The 18,568-nt window shown below is 69.5% G+C and carries 19 protein-coding genes and 3 pseudogenes; 8 read left to right on the top strand and 14 right to left on the bottom strand.

The genetic code is table 11. From position 1 onward, the window contains the following. Positions 1–307 precede the first annotated feature (307 nt). The 4 genes from ACFC1R_RS34060 to ACFC1R_RS34045 all read right to left on the bottom strand — a co-directional run bounded on the left by ACFC1R_RS34060 (position 308) and on the right by ACFC1R_RS34045 (position 3,482). The gene (locus ACFC1R_RS34060) at positions 308–721 is read right to left on the bottom strand and encodes a hypothetical protein (RefSeq protein ID WP_375945380.1); all 414 of its coding nucleotides are present in this window, start codon (positions 719–721) and stop codon (positions 308–310) included. Further along, positions 718–1,278: a hypothetical protein gene (locus tag ACFC1R_RS34055; protein ID WP_375945378.1), complete on the bottom strand. Its 561-nt coding sequence runs from the start codon at positions 1,276–1,278 to the stop codon at positions 718–720. The genes ACFC1R_RS34060 and ACFC1R_RS34055 overlap by 4 nt, the downstream gene beginning before the upstream one ends. Before the next feature lie 472 nt (positions 1,279–1,750). Next, positions 1,751–1,969, bottom strand: coding sequence for a hypothetical protein (locus ACFC1R_RS34050; RefSeq protein WP_375945376.1), 219 nt, complete (start codon positions 1,967–1,969; stop codon positions 1,751–1,753). Positions 1,970–2,231: 262 nt separating this feature from the next. Next, positions 2,232–3,482 carry an FAD-dependent monooxygenase gene (locus tag ACFC1R_RS34045; RefSeq protein ID WP_375945374.1) on the bottom strand — a complete coding sequence of 417 codons (1,251 nt, stop codon included), beginning with the start codon at positions 3,480–3,482 and terminating at the stop codon, positions 2,232–2,234. Between the two features lie 79 nt (positions 3,483–3,561). Between ACFC1R_RS34045 and ACFC1R_RS34040 the strand changes: the two genes are divergently transcribed. After that, on the top strand, positions 3,562–4,122 hold the full coding sequence (locus tag ACFC1R_RS34040; RefSeq protein WP_375945382.1) for a TetR/AcrR family transcriptional regulator C-terminal domain-containing protein: 561 nt from the start codon (positions 3,562–3,564) through the stop codon (positions 4,120–4,122). A 146-nt stretch (positions 4,123–4,268) separates the two neighbouring features. Further along, entirely contained in the window at positions 4,269–4,709 is a 441-nt protein-coding gene (locus tag ACFC1R_RS34035; RefSeq protein ID WP_375945372.1) for a hypothetical protein, read from the top strand. A gap of 159 nt (positions 4,710–4,868) precedes the next feature. On the opposite strand, the pseudogene ACFC1R_RS34030 reads toward ACFC1R_RS34035, so the two are convergent. The 3 genes and pseudogenes from ACFC1R_RS34030 to ACFC1R_RS34020 form a co-directional block, all read right to left on the bottom strand. Next, a pseudogene (locus ACFC1R_RS34030) lies at positions 4,869–5,499 on the bottom strand (class I SAM-dependent DNA methyltransferase); the annotation flags it as partial. Beyond that, positions 5,462–6,607: pseudogene (locus tag ACFC1R_RS34025) on the bottom strand (FAD-binding oxidoreductase); the annotation flags it as partial. The pseudogenes ACFC1R_RS34030 and ACFC1R_RS34025, both read right to left, overlap by 38 nt. Before the next feature lie 3 nt (positions 6,608–6,610). After that, positions 6,611–8,398, bottom strand: a complete 1,788-nt coding sequence (locus ACFC1R_RS34020; protein WP_375945370.1) for a thiamine pyrophosphate-requiring protein — start codon at positions 8,396–8,398, stop codon at positions 6,611–6,613. Between the two features lie 421 nt (positions 8,399–8,819). Between ACFC1R_RS34020 and ACFC1R_RS34015 the strand changes: the two genes are divergently transcribed. Together ACFC1R_RS34015 and ACFC1R_RS34010 are read left to right on the top strand one after the other, a co-directional pair. After that, positions 8,820–9,380 carry a hemerythrin domain-containing protein gene (locus ACFC1R_RS34015; RefSeq protein WP_375945368.1) on the top strand — a complete coding sequence of 187 codons (561 nt, stop codon included), beginning with the start codon at positions 8,820–8,822 and terminating at the stop codon, positions 9,378–9,380. Positions 9,381–9,569: 189 nt separating this feature from the next. Then, entirely contained in the window at positions 9,570–10,082 is a 513-nt protein-coding gene (locus tag ACFC1R_RS34010; protein ID WP_375945366.1) for a hypothetical protein, read from the top strand. 128 nt (positions 10,083–10,210) lie between these two features. Here the strand turns inward: ACFC1R_RS34010 and ACFC1R_RS34005 are convergent, their stop codons facing one another. Next, positions 10,211–10,372: a YqaE/Pmp3 family membrane protein gene (locus ACFC1R_RS34005; RefSeq protein ID WP_375945364.1), complete on the bottom strand. Its 162-nt coding sequence runs from the start codon at positions 10,370–10,372 to the stop codon at positions 10,211–10,213. 852 nt (positions 10,373–11,224) lie between these two features. Between ACFC1R_RS34005 and ACFC1R_RS34000 the strand changes: the two are divergent. Beyond that, positions 11,225–11,376, top strand: a pseudogene (locus tag ACFC1R_RS34000) (DUF6131 family protein). 143 nt (positions 11,377–11,519) lie between these two features. Here the strand turns inward: ACFC1R_RS34000 and ACFC1R_RS33995 are convergent. From ACFC1R_RS33995 to ACFC1R_RS33975, 5 genes are all read right to left on the bottom strand, one after another. Further along, the gene (locus ACFC1R_RS33995) at positions 11,520–12,044 is read right to left on the bottom strand and encodes a DUF6328 family protein (protein ID WP_375945362.1); all 525 of its coding nucleotides are present in this window, start codon (positions 12,042–12,044) and stop codon (positions 11,520–11,522) included. Between the two features lie 366 nt (positions 12,045–12,410). Continuing rightward, positions 12,411–12,575: a hypothetical protein gene (locus ACFC1R_RS33990; RefSeq protein ID WP_375945360.1), complete on the bottom strand. Its 165-nt coding sequence runs from the start codon at positions 12,573–12,575 to the stop codon at positions 12,411–12,413. A gap of 28 nt (positions 12,576–12,603) precedes the next feature. After that, on the bottom strand, positions 12,604–12,960 hold the full coding sequence (locus tag ACFC1R_RS33985; RefSeq protein WP_375945358.1) for a PRC-barrel domain-containing protein: 357 nt from the start codon (positions 12,958–12,960) through the stop codon (positions 12,604–12,606). Positions 12,961–13,979: 1,019 nt separating this feature from the next. Beyond that, entirely contained in the window at positions 13,980–14,972 is a 993-nt protein-coding gene (locus ACFC1R_RS33980; RefSeq protein ID WP_375945356.1) for an alpha/beta hydrolase, read from the bottom strand. A gap of 165 nt (positions 14,973–15,137) precedes the next feature. After that, positions 15,138–16,061, bottom strand: a complete 924-nt coding sequence (locus ACFC1R_RS33975; RefSeq protein ID WP_375945355.1) for an SDR family oxidoreductase — start codon at positions 16,059–16,061, stop codon at positions 15,138–15,140. A 138-nt stretch (positions 16,062–16,199) separates the two neighbouring features. On the opposite strand from ACFC1R_RS33975, the gene ACFC1R_RS33970 reads away from it, so the two are divergent. Beyond that, positions 16,200–16,820 carry a TetR family transcriptional regulator gene (locus ACFC1R_RS33970; protein ID WP_375945353.1) on the top strand — a complete coding sequence of 207 codons (621 nt, stop codon included), beginning with the start codon at positions 16,200–16,202 and terminating at the stop codon, positions 16,818–16,820. 466 nt (positions 16,821–17,286) lie between these two features. Here the strand turns inward: ACFC1R_RS33970 and ACFC1R_RS33965 are convergent, their stop codons facing one another. Further along, the gene (locus tag ACFC1R_RS33965; protein ID WP_375945351.1) at positions 17,287–17,697 is read right to left on the bottom strand and encodes a RidA family protein; all 411 of its coding nucleotides are present in this window, start codon (positions 17,695–17,697) and stop codon (positions 17,287–17,289) included. Between the two features lie 134 nt (positions 17,698–17,831). Between ACFC1R_RS33965 and ACFC1R_RS33960 the strand changes: the two genes are divergently transcribed. Next, positions 17,832–18,218, top strand: coding sequence for a winged helix-turn-helix transcriptional regulator (locus ACFC1R_RS33960; RefSeq protein WP_375945349.1), 387 nt, complete (start codon positions 17,832–17,834; stop codon positions 18,216–18,218). Between the two features lie 17 nt (positions 18,219–18,235). Beyond that, a complete protein-coding gene (locus ACFC1R_RS33955) occupies positions 18,236–18,550 on the top strand; it encodes an FAD-dependent monooxygenase (RefSeq protein WP_375945347.1) in 315 nt (104 codons plus the stop codon). Positions 18,551–18,568 lie beyond the last annotated feature (18 nt).

The raw sequence follows: 18,568 nt of genomic DNA, 5'->3' as shown, positions 1-18,568 counted from the left end.
ACCACGACTCGATCTCGTCCAGGTCTGGCTGATCTCTTCCACTCACGGCCTCACCGTATCCAGGCCAGGGCAAAGGTTGTCTGACGCGGCACTAGTCGCGCAGTGCGACCCCTTCTGCAACCTCGCCTGCATTCATTAGGCAAGTCGACTGTCGGGAATGAAGTTGTCGGATCGCTGGACGGTGCTCGTCGGCTGGCTATCGCCGCGCCATGGAGAGGTCAAGGGCCGTGTGTAGCAGCTTGTTGAGGGGGATCTCGTTCATGGTCGGTTGTCGTGTGGCCACCTGCTGGTGGAGGGATACTGCCCCTCAGCGGTTCCCGATGCGCGCAACCGTTGGTGCCGAGGTGAGTTCCTCGCGCGCCTGCTCCAGCTCCAGGGACAACTCAACCGCGATTTTGGCCAGAGCCTTGTTCTTCTCTCGCTCGGTCGCAAGGTCGGCCTTGAGAGCCGTGTTCTCGTCCTTCAGCGTCCGGTTCTGCTCGGCGACCTTCTCGACGGCGGCGGGAACGGCGTGCTGGGCCTTGACCCGGGCCTGGAACTCCTCGACCAGGTCTTTGTGGTCGCCGTAGACGACGTCGCGCCGTAGTCCGGATTCGGTGATGAGCTCGGATCCGGTGAGCTTTCCGCTGGTGGAACGCAGGGGCGTGCCGGCCAGAAGCCGTTCGGAGGCGGCACGGATCGCGGACCTCTCGGCGTCCTGATCGCGGGGCTGGCGGGTCATGTCTCTGTCTCCTTGGCACTGCCGATCGGAAGATCGGTGGGGTGGCGGTCCAAGACAGCGTGCACCCGGGCGGCCTGGGCCGCGGCGCGGTCCCGCAGGGGAATCGGAGCGAGGGGATCAGCAGCCGCGGCCTGGAGGATGGCGAGCCGTTCCCGCAGCCGGGCGATGTCGCGGTCGGTGTAGGCGAGGTTCTGGCAGGTCGACTGGCACTCGGCTTCGACGGGTGCCTCGCCAGCTGGCAATCCTTGGGCAATCCGGCTGTTGCGACAGGCCGCGGTCTCGGCCCGCCAGACGCAGGTCATGCCATCCCCGTGGTGGATACTCGGATCTACCTGCCCGAGGAGGCGCTCAACGTTGCGGACACGGTTGACGACGCGACCGGCGAAGCGCTGTGCGTGTTCGACGCGAGTGCGGTATTCCGTGGCGGACGGTCCGCTGACGTGCTCCCCGCGCTGCAGCAGCGTCCAGTCCTGCTCGCTCTGCTCGACAATCAGCTCCAGCCGTTCGATGGCGAGGTCCTCCAACCAGCTCGTGTCGGCCAGGCCCGCATAGCTCAAGGTGACTTTGGTCGAGACGTGCGCGTACTGCAGCGCCGCAGCGGCCAGGCCGCGGGGGCGGCGGACGATGAAATAGGCAGGCTCCGGCGGAACCGTGAGGGATGGATGTGCCGGGTGGGGTCCGGCGGGACGACCGGCTTTCCGTCGGGTCGGTGGAAGGAGGCGTTGAGCCAGGTGACGAAGTTGCCCAGGTCGCGAGTCATGTAGCGGCTCACTCGGGCAAACTCATCTGCGGGGCGGCGTGCGTGAGCCGATACGAAGCTGGAGGGGAAGAGGAACGGCGAGGCGGACAACGATTCGAGCGTCGCGATGGCGTCGTGGACGGGTTGCACCACGACCCAGGACCGTCCCCAGACGTCGTCGCCCACCGATGGCTGTGGCGCTCGGGCAGTTCCCTTCCCATGACGGCCTTCGACGAACAGCTGTCCGTCCGTCTCGTTGCGGAGGCTGCAGCCGCGTCTGAGGTTGAGTGCTACTCACCGGGGCGCATTCCGGAGAGGTAGCTGATGATCACGAAGCAGGCGGCCGCCAGGTGAGAGACCAGGTTGGGCAGTTCCTGCACAGTAATGGGCTGTTCGCGCCATGGCCGGCCGTCGATGAGACCGGTGACGGAGCCCAGGAACGAACCAGAGGCGATCTGCAGGCCGCTGTCCAGGACGGCTTGCCGCACGGCGGGCTGTGAGGTGCCCACCTTCATTCCCACCAGCCGGGACAGGTGGCTCCAGTTGACCTGGAAAGAGCCCTCTGCGGCACGCAGGCCCGGAAGAGCGGCGCCCTCGGCTGCCGCCCGCTCCAGGAAGATTTCGACCCGACGGCGCGCCGGAAGTCCCTGGAAGGGGTGCTGAGAGGGATGGGTGTGCTCTTCGAGCTGTTGGAACTCGTGATGGGCTGCGACGATGTCCGCTGGCCGGGCGTGGTGATGGCGACCGTCGGTGCGAACTGCGCAGTCGCTTTCAGGCGGTGTTGGTCGGTGCCGGGTTCGCGGGGAGTTGCCAGTTGCCGTCGCGGTCCTCCTTCGAGAGGCGCGCGGCGAGTTCGGGGATGCGCAGGAAGCAGGCCAGCGCGGTGGTGGCCTGGAAGGTGTCGATCGCGCGCTGGGTCTGCGGCATGCCCAGGCGCAACAGGCGTGGGTTGACTTCGCCCTGGATCGTGTTGACGAAGGGACGCAGCATGCGGTCGTAGGTGGCCAGCGCGGTCGGCAGGTCGCCCGGGTGTCGGTTGATTTCCCCGGCCAGGACGTGGGCGCCGACCAGGCCGCCGGAGACTCCCATGCCGCTGTAGGGGGAGGCGCAGTGCGCGGCGTCACCGGCCAGGACCACAGAGCCGTTGGACCAGGTGCCGATGCGGACCTGGACGATCTCCTGCGAGTAGAAGAACGGGCTGGTCTTCATGCCCTCGATGAAACGCTCGGTCTGCCATCCGGCGTCGCGGAACCTGCTCGCCCAGAACTCCTGCCGGCGCTCGACGGGCTCCCGGTGGATCGCCGAGGCTTCCTCGGACTCCTCCCGGATGACGAAGTACACCTGCGTCTCGGTCGGGTTGTGGCTGCGGCGCATGATCTGACGGCCACCCGGGACCATGTAGGTGTCCCGGATGTTGCTGTCGGACGCGATGCGCGGAACGAACCAGTAGGCCATGTGGATGCCCACCCGCCAGTACGGGTCGAGACCCTCCGGGAGGAGCGCCCGCCGGATGCGCGATCCCTGGCCGTCCGCGCCGACCAGGAGGTCGAATTCGCCGGACGACCCGTCGGAGAAGTGCGCGACCACCGTGTGGGCGTCCTGCTCGAAGCCGTCCACGCTCTTGCCGAAGACGTACTCCGTGTCGTCCCTGGTCGCGTCGTGCAGGATGCGCACCAGGTCCCCGCGCATGATCTCGTACTCGGAGGTGAGGGTCTGCCGGCCCTTCCCGGAGGTGTTGGCCATGATCGTCGCCTTGGCTTTGCCACGTGCGTCGATGAAGGCGACGCCCGCCTCGTCCACGAGCTTGCCCCGGACGGCGTCGAGGAGCCCCATGCGCTGGACGGCCTCGATGCCCCGCCCTCGCAGATCGACCTGGGCCCCGGCGGCGCGCAGCGCCGGAAAGCGTTCGGCTACGGTCACCCGGTGGCCGCCCCGGGTGAGCCAGAAGGCCAGAGCCTGCCCGGCGATCCCACCACCGGCGACGAGAACCCGCAAGGGCCGCCCGCTCGATCCCTTCGTCATGCCCACTCCCCAAAATCTATCAGTGAAAGATTCCCTTTGCAGAGTCATCTATCAGCGATAGATTGTCAAGGTGACCAAGATGAACCGCGAAGCCGTCATCGCCGAGGCGCTCGGCCTGCTCGACGAGGTCGGGCTGGACGCCGTGAGCACGAGACGGCTGGCGAAGCGACTGAACGTGGAGCAGCCGTCGCTCTACTGGTACTTCCGTACCAAGAAGGACCTTCTCGCCGCCATGGCGGCGGCGGCGATGGAACCCCATGCGACCGCGCCCCTGCCGAAACCCGACGACGACTGGCGCGACTGGTTCGCGGACAACACGCGCAGCTTCAGGCGCACCCTGCTGATGCGCCGGGACGGCGCACGGCTCCATGCCGGCAGCACCCCCACCGGCGACCTCGACCGGATCCGCCGCAAGATGGATTTCCTCGTGGCCTGCGGCGTTCCTGAGCGGGATGCGCAGATGGCGATGCTGGCCGCCGGCCGCTTCACGGTGGGTAGTGTCCTGGAAGAGCAGGCAGACGCCGGCCTCGCTGACAGCGCGGATCTACCGATCGACCTGCCGATGATCGACCACGAGTCGGCGTTCGAGGCGGGCCTCGCTCTCATCCTGAACGGCCTGGCGCACCATACCGACATGTAGAGAGTCGACTGGTCCCGCGGGTCAGACTCCAGATGGGTGGGGAGATGCACTGAGCAGGTGTGGGGTCACCCCCGAGCAGAGGGAGAACCGTTTTCATCGAGCCCTATCACCAGCTCCCCGCGAGGGGCTGATCCACCGAGGTTCGCGTGACCAACGGGGTCGACGCCGGCTTCGTTCAGCACGGTAACGGCGATCGAATCGAACCGGTCCAGGCCGACAGGCCCCGTCAATCTCACCTGCAGTGCGCCGAGTTGCTGCCCGAACCCGACCGTGAACTGCGGTGTGAGTTCGGTGTGCCACCGGTCTCGCTCGATCGTGGCGACGGACTCCGCGGTGCGGTTCGAGCGGCGGGCAGCGAACAGGGTGAGGCCAGCCGCGACGGCGCTGCTGACGGCGGCGCCGGTGTTGAGGACGGTTCCCAGGGGAAGGTCATGGCTGATTTCATCGGGTCATATGGGCACCACGGCTTCGACGGGACTGGGATCCAGCGTTGGTCCGTTCGTGGCGAGGATGTACCTCGCGGCGACGGGTGTTTTTCGGTGAGAACGGGAGCCGCTCAGGAGCGGCTGAGAGCCCTGATCGGGTGACCTGCCCGACCGGACGGTGTGTCAGGGGATATGGCGGTGCGGGTGTCGATAGCTTGTGGAAGCGGGCCCTGGCCGCCTCCCTGACAAGACGCGACCACGGCCCGCTGTTGTGTGTCTCGGTTTCGGAGCTCCGAGGCGTGTAGCGTCAGCCGATCGGCTTCTCTCCCAGACCGAAACGTGCTGGGTGCTGTTCTCGGTGAACGGTGCGCGTGTCCAGCCGTCCCAGCGGTCGCGGAGCCTCAGGCCGGCGAGCTGGGCCATGAGGTCCAGCACCGCGGGCCAGACGTAGCGGAAGGGATCGTTCGGGCTTCGCCGCAGCCGTCCTCGGAGACCTCGATGTAGTGGCAGGTCGCGTCCTGGGTGACGGTGTCGTAGACGGTGTAGGCCCACAGGGTGGGGCCAGTGCGGAACGGACGATGTTCTGCCCGGCCGGGATCTTGCGCAGTTCCGGGACCAGCACCTCGATGACGAAGCAGCCGCCGGGCGCGAGGTGCTCGGCGACGTTGCGGAAGCAGGAGACCTGGGCCTCCTGGCTCGTCAGATTCATGATGGTGTTGAAGACGAGGAACGCGAGGGAGAAGGGCCCGTCGATCGTCGTGTCCACCTTCACAGTGGCGAAGTCCCCGATGGAGACGCCGATCTCCTCGCCTCCGGGCTTGGCGCGCATTTGCTCCACCATCGCCCGCGACAGCTCGATGCCGTGGACCGGAACGCCGCGCCGGGCAAGCGGCAGAGCGATTCGCCCTGTCCCGATCCCGAGCCTTGAGCATCTCCTGCTCGCGTGCCGGATCGTCGGAGAGCGCCACCCGCCGGTCGTCCTCGTCGCGGCCCAGCGCCCGCAGCAGATCCAACGCCTGCGAGTCCGCTTCATCCTTCGTGTCGCCGGTGAACTGCACCAGCAGCCAACTGTCGCCGTCGGGCAGGCTCTCCAGCGAGTCGAGGTACGCGTGCTCCTCGCGCATCAGCTGCGCCATGCGCCCGTCGATGGCCTCCAACTGGGTAGGGCGGCTGTGCCGGAGCAGTGCGGGGACGGCGTCGGCAGCGGCGTAGATGTCGTCGAAGCCCAGGACCAGCAGGGCCTCGGCGGCCGGCACCTCGACCAACTCCAGCTCGGCGCGCAGAACGGTCACCAGGGTGCCCTCGCTGCCGACCAGGGCCCGGGCGAGATCAAAACCGTTCTCCGGCAGCAGCGAGTCCAGGTTGTAGCCCGAGACCCTTCGCGGGATCTTCGGGTAGCCCTTGCGGATCTCGGCCAGGTTCCGGTCGGCGAGGTCCTTCAGGCCCTGGTAGATCCTGGCGCGCGGTCCGCCCTCGGCCATGATCCGCGCGTACTCGTCGTCGCTGGTGGGGCCGGCCCAGAACCGGGTGCCCTCGTAGGTGAGGACTTCGAGGCGGCGGACGTTGTCGGCGGTCTTGCCATACGCCTGGGCGGAGGCTCCACAGCTGTTGTTGCCGATCATCCCGCCCAGCGAGCAGTGGGTGTGCGTGGACGGCTTCGGACCGAACTTCAGCCCGTGCGAGGCCAGCTGACGGTTGAGCTCGTCCAGGACGATGCCCGGCTCGATCACGCACGTCCGCGCCTTCGGGTCCACTGAGACCAGGCGGTTGCAGTACTTGGTCCAGTCGATGACCACCGCCTCGTTGGTGCACTGGCCGCCGAGGCTGGTACCGCCCCCGCGGGAGAGCACCGGCGCGGCGAAGCGGGAGCACACCGTGAGCGCGGCGGCGCCGGCCTCCACGGTGCAGGGCACCACCACGCCTGTCGGGACCTGCCGGTAGTTGGAGCCGTCGGTGGCGTAGGCTCCACGGCTGCCCGCGTCGAAGCGGACCTCGCCGTCGACCTCGGCCCGCAGCGCCCGCTCGAGTGCGACGAGATCCACTTCCTGGCTGCCGGTCACCGGTCAGCTCCGTCCGCTGCCGGGCAGGAACTCCTGGATCTTCGCTTTCACGCCGTGCTGGACCACCGATCCCCGGTCGCTGTCGCCCTTCAGGACAGACAGGGCTGCGGCCTTGATCTGATCCCAGGTGGCGTGCGGCGGGATGGGCGGCACAGCCGGGTCGGTGCGGAAGTCGATGACGAACGGCCGCTCCGCCGCGAGGGCCTGACGCCATACCGGCTCCACGTCCTTCGGCCGTTCCACCCGGGCCCCGTGCAGGCCGAACAGCTGGGCGATGTCGGCGTACCGGACGTCGGGCAGGCTCTGCGAGGGCTCGAACTGCGGGGCGCCCTGCATCGCGCGCATCTCCCAGGTGACCTGGTTCAAGTCGTTGTTGTTCAGTACCGCGACCACCAGGCGCGGGTCGGCCCACTCCCGGTAGTACTTCGCGGCGGTGATCAGCTCCGCGAGGCCGTTCATCTGCATGGCTCCGTCGCCGACGATCGCGATGGCCGGACGGTCAGGGTGCGCGAACTTCGCGCCGATCACGTACGGCACACCCGGGCCCATGGTCGCCAGCGTCCCGGACAGCGAGCCGCGTATATCCCCGCGCATGCGCAGGTGGCGGGCGTACCAGTTCGCGGACGAGCCGGAGTCAGCGGCGAGGATCACGTTGTCGGGCAGCAGCGCATCGAGGGTGTGGACGACATGCTCGGGGTTGACCGGGTCCGCCGACACCTCCGCGCGCCGTTGCATCACCTCCCACCAGCGCGCCGCGTTGTCCTCGACGGTCTTACGCCAGGTGCTGTCCGCCGTGGGCTCCAGCAGCGGGATCAGTCGGCGTAGCGTCTCGCCGGCATCGCCGACGAGGTTGACCTCGAACGGGTAGCGCAGGCCCACCATGGACGGGTCGATGTCGATCTGCACGGCCCGTGCCTGGTCGAACTCGGGCAGGAACTGGGTGTAGGGGAAGCTGGATCCGATCACGAGCAGGGTGTCGCAGTCGCGCATCATCTCGTAGGACGCCCGGGTGCCGAGCAGGCCGATCGACCCGGTCACGTACGGCAGGGTGTCCGGCAGCGCGTCCTTGCCCAGCAGCGCCTTCGCCACCCCCGCGCCGAGCCGGTCTGCGATCTGCTCGACCTCTGGTCTGGCGTGCCGGGCGCCCTGCCCGACCAGCATCGCCACCTTCTCGCCCGCATTCAGGACCTCCGCCGCCCGAGCGAGATCCTCCTCGACGGGGACAGGGGCGTAGTGGGGGACGCCGAGGCTGGAGGGGACCTGTTTGAAGGCGTGCGCGGGCGGCTCGTAGTCGAGTTCCTGGACGTCGGCCGGGATAATCACCGCAGTGACGGTCCGACGGGTGGCGGCGATCCGCAGGGCGCGGTCCAGCACGTTGGGCAGCTGGGCGGGGACGGTGACCATCTCGCAGAACTCCGAGGCCACGTCCTTGAACAGGCTGACCAGGTCGACCTCCTGCTGGAAGGAGCCACCCATCGCACTGCGGTCGGTCTGCCCAACGATCGCCACCACCGGAACGTGGTCGAGCTTCGCGTCGTACAGCCCGTTCAACAGGTGGATCGCACCGGGCCCCGAGGTCGCGGCGCAGACCCCGGTGCGGCCGGAGAACTTCGCGTATCCGACGGCCTCGACCGCGGCCATCTCCTCGTGCCGGGCCTGCACGAACTGAGGCTTGTTCTCGGCGCGGCCCCAGGCGGCCAGCAGGCCGTTGATCCCGTCACCCGGGAAGACGAAGACGTGCTCCACCTCCCACGCGCGCAGCCGCTCCAGCACATAGTCGGAAACCTTCATCAGCGAACTCCTCCACGCCGCGGACGGGCCGTCGCGCACGGACGGGCCCGTAGCACGCGACGCGTATCCGCTTCGGTAGCGATGAAACCGCCGCCAGGGACACCAGCCGCTGCCGGCCCTGATCCGGGCAGTATCGCCGCGCGAAGCGCCGCCGGCGGGCAGCCATGCCGCACCCACCCGCCGAGGGTGCCCCGCGCGGACGCTCGGCGGCCAAGATCCCCGGCCACAAGGCGGGACTGGCCTTCACCGGTGCACGGTCACACCGCGGCGGCTAACCGCCTTGGCGTGGGCGTAAGGCGGCGACACCCTCTCGGGCCGCCGATCGGATGACAGCGGCCGCGACGCCGGGCACGGTCCGCAACGGCGGGGAACCTCTGCGGGCTGGGGCGGGACAGGCCCGCCCGCACACATCGGAGGCGACATGGGACACGGCGGAAATGTGATCGACGAGCTGACGACCGACCACCGGGAGGTCGAGGAGATGTTCGCCCGGATCCAGGCGATGACCGGCGGCGGCCAGCAGCTGCGCGACGCCGTCGACGACGTCACCATCGAACTGGTGCGGCACTCGGTCGCCGAGGAGCAGTACCTGTACCCGGCCGTTCGCGAGCACATCGAGGGCGGCGACCGGCTCGCCGACAAGGAGCTCGCCGACCACGGCCGCGTCGAGAAGCTCCTCAAGATGCTGGAGAACACCCGCACCGACGACCCGCAGATGAGCCCGCTGCTGCAGCAGCTCATGGACGAGGTCGCCGCCCACGTCCAAGACGAGGAGAACAACCTCTTCCCGATGCTGCGCCGGGCCTGTACCGCCGAGCAGCTGGACGACCTGGGTGACAAGATCCGCCGGGCCAAGGCGATGGCTCCGACACGCCCGCACCCCGCCGCCCCGGACACCCCGGCGGCCAGCAAGCTCCTCGCCCCGGGTGTCGGTCTGGTCGACCGGGCCCGCGACTCCGTCACCGGCCGCGGCAAGTCCTGACCTCGAACGGCGCGGCGCCGGCTCGGCCCCGGATGCCCGTTCGGACAGCAGTGACGCGCGTCATGCCGTCCGGACGTCGCGGGTGCCTACACTGGTCGGCCACGAGCGGGGCAGCGCGGCTCCGCGCCACAGGCTCGCGTCCAACCAGACTGGTTTCAGGCGGGCACGCCCGAGAGGGACCGACCACCCGTGTCCACCGACCTGACTCCCGTCATAGCCGCCTCCACCCGGTGGCTCCTGGCTGCCTTCCCACCGTCGGCGGGCGCGCTCAGCCGGGCCCTGGCCGAGGCCCAGGCCCGCCAGGCCACCGCCCTCGCCGCTGCCCTGTGCTACCCCACGGCTATGGACGTTCAACTGCTCCACCTGCTCGCCCCCAGCGGATCGGCCCGCCTAGACTGGCTCACCGCAAGCGAGCCGCACCCCGACGACACCGACACCGCCTGGCGGACCTGGGTGGACGAGACGGTCGTCAGCTGGGCTGCCTGCCTACTCGCCGACCCAGACCTGGCCGCACACGTCCACCGGGCCCTCGCCAGCACCGAACACGACACCGAAACCGGACTCGGCCGGCTCACAAATCCCGGCGAGCGCGACATCGAAGCCGCCGCCCTGCTGCGCCACCCCGATCTCCTCGACGGCATCGCCTCCCTCCACCGGCGGCGGCTGGCGGAACTCCTCGGCGAAGGCGCCGGGCTGCGCTGAGGCACCCACGAGACGGCGACTAGCTAGCAGCGGACCGCCCGTCTCCGGGGGCTGAGCCTGCCCGACCGGTGAGCGGCCTATACAGGTCCGCACATCCGCAGTGTGGATGCCGACGGATCCGGCCGCGATCAGTCCTGGACGACCTGGTAGATGCCGTAGACGACGCCGGGCACGTGGCCGCACAGCTGCAGGAGGAACGCCCACAGCACCTTCATGCTCGGACCGTCCTTGATCAGGACCGCGAGCCACGGCAGGACTAGGCACAGCAGTATCAGCAGAACCTTCACCATGATCGTTCCTCGATTCACGCCGGCGGCCCCGGCTCTCGCTGGCAGTCGAGTCCGCAGGGAATTCACGGCCTTCTGCGCCGTGGCCGCGCGGGTCCCCGGATGGGACCCGGCCGCGGGGCCGGGCGCTCAGTGCTTGAACGCGTCGTTGACCTTGGCGCCGACCTGCCCCGGCCTTCCACCTCGACGGCATGGTCACCGGTGGCACGTCCGACGGTCTTCTTCACGCCGCCCTTGGCCGCTTCGGCCTCGTGGGCGGCCTTCTTGCCGATATCCATGACTGGCTCCCTTCGTGGGCTGCCTGCGACCGGACCGGCGCGGGCCTCGGCGCCCGGTTCCGCGCCCGAAGAAAGGCGTGGCCAGCAGAGTGCTGGCTCACCGAAGCTCTGCAGGTCGAAGTGAGGCTGGCCGTCCGGGCGCGGTCCCGGCGCCGGGGCGCGACGGCAGGAGGACGAGGCCGAGAACCACCGGTCAGGACGCCCCCGTCCGGATCGGCGCCGCGTGGCTACAGTCAATTCCCGGGCTGGACTAGTGTCCACCGCGCCCCGTTTGGGCCGCTTCACCGCTACGGCCTGGACGAACCGCAGGAGCCCTGGTACGCCGCTTGGCGGCGGCTGCCCCTACCTCGACGGCATCACCCGCGACGAAGCCGTCGAAGCGATGAACACCAGGGCTGCCCAGCAGATCCCCGGTTTAGGCGGCGCCGCCGAACTCGGCCGCAGTCTCGACATCCTCCTCACCGGCCTGGCCGCCGCGCCCCCGTTGCGCACGGGCGTAGCCGGCATAGGGCAGGCGCACCACTTCCTGCGCCCTTGGCGCAGGACCAACCAGGGGGCACGTTCGGAGGTCATCGCGATCGTCCTCGGAGCCATCCTCCTGATCATCGGTTTCGTCACTGGAATCGGCATCTGTGGACCATCGGCATCATCCTGGCCGTCATCGGCCTCGTCCTGTGGATCATGGGTGCAGTCGGGCACGAGGTCGCCGGCCGCCGCCACTACTGGTAGGACAGGCAGCCGTCCACTCTGCCGGGGCGGCCCGGCGACTTCCCGGGGGCGCCGCGCGTATCGGGTGCGCCGGGGACGAGTCGACGGGGCGGCATGGCGCCGCCTTCGGTGGCCGGGCGGTACGGCCCCAGGGCCGACGGCCGTCAGCTGCCGGGCTTTCCGGAACCTGCGCCTCGGGCGCGCCTACGTGCGGCGGTGCGGCGCAGTACCACCTGGGGCAGGACCAGCCACGTGGTCACGAACCAGAGCAGCACGCCGGCGCTGAGGATCCATGCCAGCGTCGCGTTGCCGGTGGAGGTGCGTAGCAGGAGCAGGAGCGCGACGCTGATGGTCAGGGCGAGGGCAGCCAGGCCGGTGGTGATGAGGCGGGAGGCGACGCGGACCAGTTCGGGTTTCATGCCGTGTCCGGCCAGGAAGCGGTGGAAGGCGACGGGTGCGACGAGGGTGCCGGTGGCGATGGCGCCCAGCACGACGGCTGTGTCGTAGAGGGACTTGTCGAAGGGGGGCAAGGTGGCGAAGCGGGGGGTGAAGGTGACGCTGAGGAGGAAGCCGAATAGGATCTGTGCGCCGGTCTGGGCCACACGTACCTCTTGAAGCATCTCGCTCCAGAGGCGGTCGGCCCGTTCCTGGGGCGTCTCGTGACGGCCTTCGGTGCTGTCAGATGTCACTGGAACGGCTCCTGCCGCCGTCGTCGCAGGGCGATCCGGTCGGCCGCCGGTCCTGGGCACGGTGTCGTCCTGGCGTGCCTGCGGCAGTGGCTGTGGTGGGCTGGGTCAGCGCGTCCCACACGGATCGGGCTGGCCCGGCACGGTGCGTCCAGCCGCCCGCCAGATGCCGGCCAGCGCGCGGTAGATCGGCGCGTCCGCACCCGGCTGGTCGGTGGCCGCGTCCGGGATCCCGGCCGCACAGGGCGTGGGTGTCGTCACCCTCGGCCCAACGAGCGGGTGCCTTCGGCGGGCACGCCCAGACAGGTGGCGGGCTGAGCCCGGCCGTGTGACGGCAGCCCAGGGCCCAGGTGTCCGCTTCGTGGCTCATCAGCGGTGTGCGCGGCCGCGGCGGGTGAAGCAGCTCCCGAAGAAGAGCAGGTCGGCGACGAACAGGACGATCCCGATGACCAGAAGGTAGAGCAGGCCGTGGACGACCGTGCCGACGATGCCGAGCACGATCGCGATGACGACCACGAGCAGGAACAGAGCCATGGTGGCCTCCCTCGGGTGTGGCCGGTGTTCAGGGACGGGCGAGGCGGCGTTCGCCGCCGGCGCCCGGCGTATAGGCCAAGCCATGGTGCTCGAAGATCGCGGCCTCGTCGTCGGCGGGCAGGATGTCGTCGGTGCCGATCGCGGGGCAGTCCCTCACGAGGGCCTTCGCGTAGCTGGCCTTCAGGTAGCCGGGGCCCACGGTGGCGCCGTCCAGGGGGACGAAGACCAGGCGGTGGCGGGTGGGCAGGCCGATCTGGACGGTGGCCATGGACGGCGCATCGGTGCCGGTGCCGACGTAGATCGCCTCAAGGGTGCCGATCTTGTGGCCGTCCGGGTCGACGACGTCGTGGGTGCGCCATTCACGGATGTCGCCCACCTGGATCAACGGAGACCTCCTTCACGTTTCACCGGGCCACACATTCGGGGCACCGGGCCACGGGCGGGTGCGGGCCCGCCTTCCTGTCGGCGATGTCACTACCAGCGTGCCCCCTTACCCGGGCGGCCACCAACGCACGCGCCCACGCGATCGTCCGGAATCAGGCGCCGCATCCTCTGTCCGGCCCGCGACAACGGGCCGACTGCCGCAGTCCTGGCACGGGCCCCCACCCCACTGGCACGGCTGGCGTGCAGGAGCACCGCCCCGTACGTGTGTGGCAACAAGACTTGTCGGTCCAGTCGCGGCTGTGCTGAGAGAAACTGACACCTCCCCAGGTCAGAGAGCCCGACCGGTGACATCTACAGCAGTCAGTCGCACTCGATGGTGCGCTCTCGGACATGGGTGCGGGCCATTGTGGGCCGGTGGCTGGCGGCGAACGCGCTCCGCGCGAGCACTCGGCGAGAGCCCACCCGGCCAGCCGCCGCACCGCCCGAGATGACATATCCGAAAATGCTGTTCACCATGGCCCGGCCGGATGTGCTCCGGTGGGCGGGCGACGAGCCGCCCGGACCGCGGTGAACGCGGCGCCGAGCGCGTGTCTCGGGGTTCGCGCGGTAGCGGGCCCGGTCGCGGGGCGGGTGGGTCCCGGCCCCGTGCTCGCTCCATCGCACCCGCACGTTCGCCGCCAGCCACCGCCCCACGACAGCACTAGCCCGTGCCCGAGTGCGCGCCATCCGGCCCTGAGAGGAAATGAGTCGCGGTGAGGCCCTCATTCCGGGCTAACGCCGCACCACGCCGCTCGGCAACGCCAGCCTCGACGAAGCCCGCCAGGGTCGGCGGATCCGTGGTGCGGGCGCGCTGCGGTGCCGGTCCGGCGGGCTCGCTTCAGGCGGCGGCGGGGTGAGGTCGGCGCAGCCGAACAGCAGCGCGTAGCCACGGGGCGGGAGGGCGGCCAGGACGGAGGAGGTATCCCAGCGGGCGGCGGTGAGGCTGGTGTTCCCCTTGATGTGGGACGGTTCCAGCCCTTGTTACGAAGCAGTCGGCGTGGCTGGGGCCTTCATGAAGAGCCGGAGGAGGTAGTCGTTCAGGGTGTGGTGGAAGCTTTGCGCGAGGCGGGACTGCGGGGCGAACATGTCGAAGGCCTGGTAGGCGCCGGGGTAGAGGTGGAGCTCGACGGGGACGCCGTGGGCGCGCAGGCGGGCGGCGTAGTCTAGGTTCTCGTCGCGGAAGACGTCGAGTTCACCGACGCCGATGAAGGTCGTGGGCAGACCGGCGAGGTCGGTCGCCCGGCCGGCGGCGCTGTAGGGCGTGATGTCGTCGGTGCCAGCGCGGTCCCCGAGGATTGCCTGCCAGGCCATGAGGTTGGTCGAGCGGTCCCAGATGCCGATGTCGGTGATCGAGCGGCTGGAGTCGGTGGTGTTGCGGTCGTCAAGCATCGGGTACATCAGCAGCTGGAACAGGGGGGTGGCTGCGCCGCGGTCACGGATCAGAAGGGCGGTGGCAGCGGCAACACCTCCGCCACCGCTCTGGCCGGCCAGGCCGATCCGGGTGGGGTCGAGGCCGAGATCGGCGGCGTTGTCGCTGATCCACCGGTAGGCGGTGTATCCGTCCTCGGCGGCGCCGGGCGCGGGGGTTTCCGGGGCCAGCCGATAGTCGACGCTGGCAATGGCGCAGCCGAGTGCCGCGGACAGCGGCTTGAGCCAGGGGGTGTCCTGCGCGGCGAAGCCGAGCACCTGCCCGCCGCCGTGGAACCACACGAGGGCCGGCACCGTCCCGGACGCGTTCTGCGGACGCAGCAGGACGATCGGGACGTCGGGTCCTTCGGCGCGCGGCGCCTGGGTCTCCTCGGTAGTGACGGTGGGTTCGTCGGGGATGGTGCTGGCGATGGATTCGGCGAGTGCGCGGGCGGCCTGACGGGTCGCGGGAATGTCGGTGAGGTCGAAGACGCCGTTCGGGCCGATCGCCATGGTCTGGAGCGCTGCGGCGAGTTCGCTGTCGATCGCGGGGCGGGAGCGGGGCATGGTTCTTCCTGCTAGGGGTGGTTCTGCGTCGAAGGCATGGGGGGTGGTCAGGCCGCTGGTTGGCGGGGCAGTCGCCGCACTCCAGGTCTTCGAGCGGGCCGGGGCGGCTGGGGATCGGCCACCCCGGCCTGGAATGGGATGGGATGGGATGGAGCTGGTGGGGGCTCAGTTCGTGGTGGTCGTCGGGGCGTCGAAGTAGTGGCCCTGGCCGAGGTCCTCGATGAGGCCGGGCTGGACGGGCTTCCAGCCGAGGAGGTCCTGGGTCAGTGTGCTCGAGGACGGGTTGTCGGCCTGGGCGTGGGTGCTCAGGAAGCCGAAGTGGGCCTCGGCCTCCGTCGACGGGATGCTGACCACGGGCAGGTTCAGCCCGCGACCAATGCTCTCGGCGATCTGGCGGAAGGTGATCCCCTCGTCGCCGACTGCGTGGAGCCGTGACCCCGCCGGCGCGGATTCCAGCGCCAGCCGGTACAGGCGTGCCGCATCCAGCGTGTGCACGGCGGGCCAACGGTTGGCCCCGTCGCCGACATAGGCGGCGAAGCCCTTCGACCGGGCGATGGAGATGAAGGTCGGGATGAAGCCGTTGTGGTCGAGCGTGCTGTGCACGGTCGGGGCGAGCCGGACGACGGACGAGCGGATGCCGCGCTGTGCGAGTGCGACCGCCGCGTTCTCGGCGTCGATCCGTGGGCCCGCGTCGAGCGCGTGGTCCTCTGTGAGGGCGTCAGGCAGTCCCGCGAAGGCGAACAGCACTGTTCCCGAGGTGGTCACCAGAGGCTTGCCGGTGCCAGCGAGCGCGGCCCCGAGCGCCTCGAGGGCGCGCACATCGGCTGCGACCGCGCCGTCGAAGTCGCCTGCGAACATGGCGTCGTGCTTGAAGGCCAGGTGGATGACGCCGTCAGCCTTGGCTGCAGCCTCGGCGAGGCCGTCGAGATCGTCGAGGTCGCCTCGGTGGACCTCGGCACCGGCAGCCCTCAACGCCGTGGCGGACTTGTCCGAGCGGCTCAGGCCTACGACCTGGTGTCCCGCTGCGAGGAGTTCGGGAACCAGGGCGGAGCCGATGTGTCCGGAGGCTCCAGTAGCGAATACGCGCATGATGTGCGCCTTCCTGCTGCGGGCTCCCCATCGGAGAGGAGAGCCCTGATGTCAGTTTGTGACATCACCGTAGCGCCGATGACAGCCCCTGTCATCACTCTGATGTCAGGGGCTGTCATCGCGGTATAGGGTCGCAGTATGAGCCGATGGAAACCCGACGCACGAGGCCGCCTGGAGAAGGCGGCGCTGGAGCTCTACAACCTCAAGGGCTTCGACGCGACCACCGTCGGGGAGATCGCTGGCCGCGCCGGGCTCACCGAACGGACCTTCTACCGGCATTTCGCCGACAAGAGGGAGGTGCTCTTCCCCAGCGCCAATCCCCTCCCTGCCATCCTCGCGAACGCCACGGCCACCGCTCCTGCCTTGCTCCCGCCGCTGGAGGTGGTCACCCACGCTCTGATCGAAGCCACCCCCGTCTACGAAGAGCGCGAGCACCTGGTACGAGAGCGCCAGACAGTCATAGCCGCCAACCCCGAACTCCAGGAACGCGAACTGGCCAAACTCGCCGCGCTCGCCGCCACGCTCACCCAGGCGCTGCGCGAACGCGGTCTGGACCCCACCACCGCACCACTCGTAGCGGAGATCGGGATCGCCGCGTTCAAGGTCGCCTACGAACGTTGGGTCAACGACCCCAACCGGCACACCCTCGCCCAGCACATTCGGGAAACCCTGGACGCGGCCGGGCACCTCACCACGCCGGCCGAGCATGCCGCCTCGACCGACAACGTGAACGTCACGGGCCAGGAGGGAGCGGCATGAATGCAGTGGGCGCTCCCAGCAAGGAGCCGGCGGGCTATCCACCCTCACCGTCTCCGTGCGGGTCACGCAGCTGCCACAGCCCCGAAACCGGCGGCCGGACTGAGGCAATAGCGGCCAAAAAAGTCGATGCGGCCGTATACGCGGACAGCCACCCGAGCAACTCGTCGTTGGAGGGAAGCCCTCGGCCGCCAATTGCTCGATGGCGGCTCGATATGAACCGTCCTGAAGGGCGCGTGGGGACGTTTAATAGGTGACCCTCGTTTCAACACCGTCCGCCACGCCTTCCGCGCAGGTGGCCAGAGCGCCCTCAGCAACGCCGAGCAGCAGCTCCTGACGGAATGGCTCCCGCGGCTGTCGGCACAGCCGCCCGACGGGCAAGGCCACAGCGCCATGCGGCGTCGGCGGGCCCGTCGCCCGGCGGTCTCCGCGACCCCGGACCCGGCGGAAGCGTGCGCGACCGGCGGGGTCAGTCGAGCAGTGCGGTCGCCTCGACCTCCACGAGGATGTCGGGCTCGAAGAGGTGCTCGACACCGATGAGCGAGGCCGGGGGCATCGGCAGCGGCAGCCCGATCTCCTCGGCGACGGCCTCCACGCCGGCCATGAACGGGCCGATCAGTCCGGGGTGCCAGTGGGTCACGTAGAACGTCAGCCGGAGCACGTCCGCGAACGAGGCGCCGGCGCCGGCCAGGCCGACAGCGGTGTTGCGCAGCGCCTGGGCAACCTGTCCCGCCAAGTCGTCGGGCGCCACCGGCGTCCCGTCAGCCAGGCGGGCGACCTGCCCGCTGACGTGGATGTGGCGGGTGCCGGTGCCGACGGCGACGTGATGGTACGGGGCGGGCTGCAGCATGCCTTGTGGAGTGAAATGCCGAACGGTCAAGGTGGTTTCTCCTGTTCACGGACGGACTGCTGGACTGCGGGAAGGTGCCGCCAGGGCATCCCTCTTGACGCCTCGATGCGTATCCGAAACATACTTAGCGTCCTGAAGACACTTCAACGAGACCAGGTTTCGCCGTGGATACCGCCGATCCCGCCGGGCTGCGCATCGACGCCCCGCACCGCGAACTGCTCGACCAGGTACTGGACAAGTGGTCGCTCGCCGTACTCGACCGACTCTGCGAACGCCCTTGCCGCTTCAACGAGTTGCGCCGGGCGATCCCCGCCGTCACACAGAAGTCCATAACGGCGACCCTGCGCCGGCTGGAGCGCAACGGCGTGGTCGAACGCGAGGTGACCGCCACACGCCCGGTGGCGGTCACCTACCGGATCACCCCGCTCGGCAAGACCCTGCGCCACCCAGTGGACGTCCTGCTGGCCTGGGCCGACGCGCACCTGCCCGCCATCGAGCACGCCCGCCGCGCCTTCGACGAACAGGAGGAGAACAGCCTCCGCCACCACTGAGCACCCCTACCCTGATTTTGTCGGGCCGGGCCATATGCCTTCACCCCGGTAAAAACACCTACCCCCCAGGGCAGCGGCCGGGACGACGTCGAGACGGGGGGCGGGCCGCTCCACGGTGTGCGGGCAGCAGCCCCGAGGGCGGCGGCCCGACGGGCGGCGGGACGAGGGTCGGGTCTGGGCAGGCGGACGGCGTCACCGCCACCGTCGAGACACCAGTCGGACACAGCATCGTGCGCGCCCGGTACGCGGTGGGCACGGACGGCGGACGCAGCACCGTCCGCTCGCTGGCCGGCATCGATCTGCACGGCACCTCGCACCCGGACCAGCGTTGACACCTGGGCGATGTGCGC

Source organism: Kitasatospora sp. NPDC056138, from assembly GCF_042264695.1.
GTDB lineage: Bacteria > Actinomycetota > Actinomycetes > Streptomycetales > Streptomycetaceae > Kitasatospora.
The sequence above is the reverse complement of the archived record's forward strand: the minus strand, read 5'-3'. Positions and strand labels throughout refer to the sequence as shown.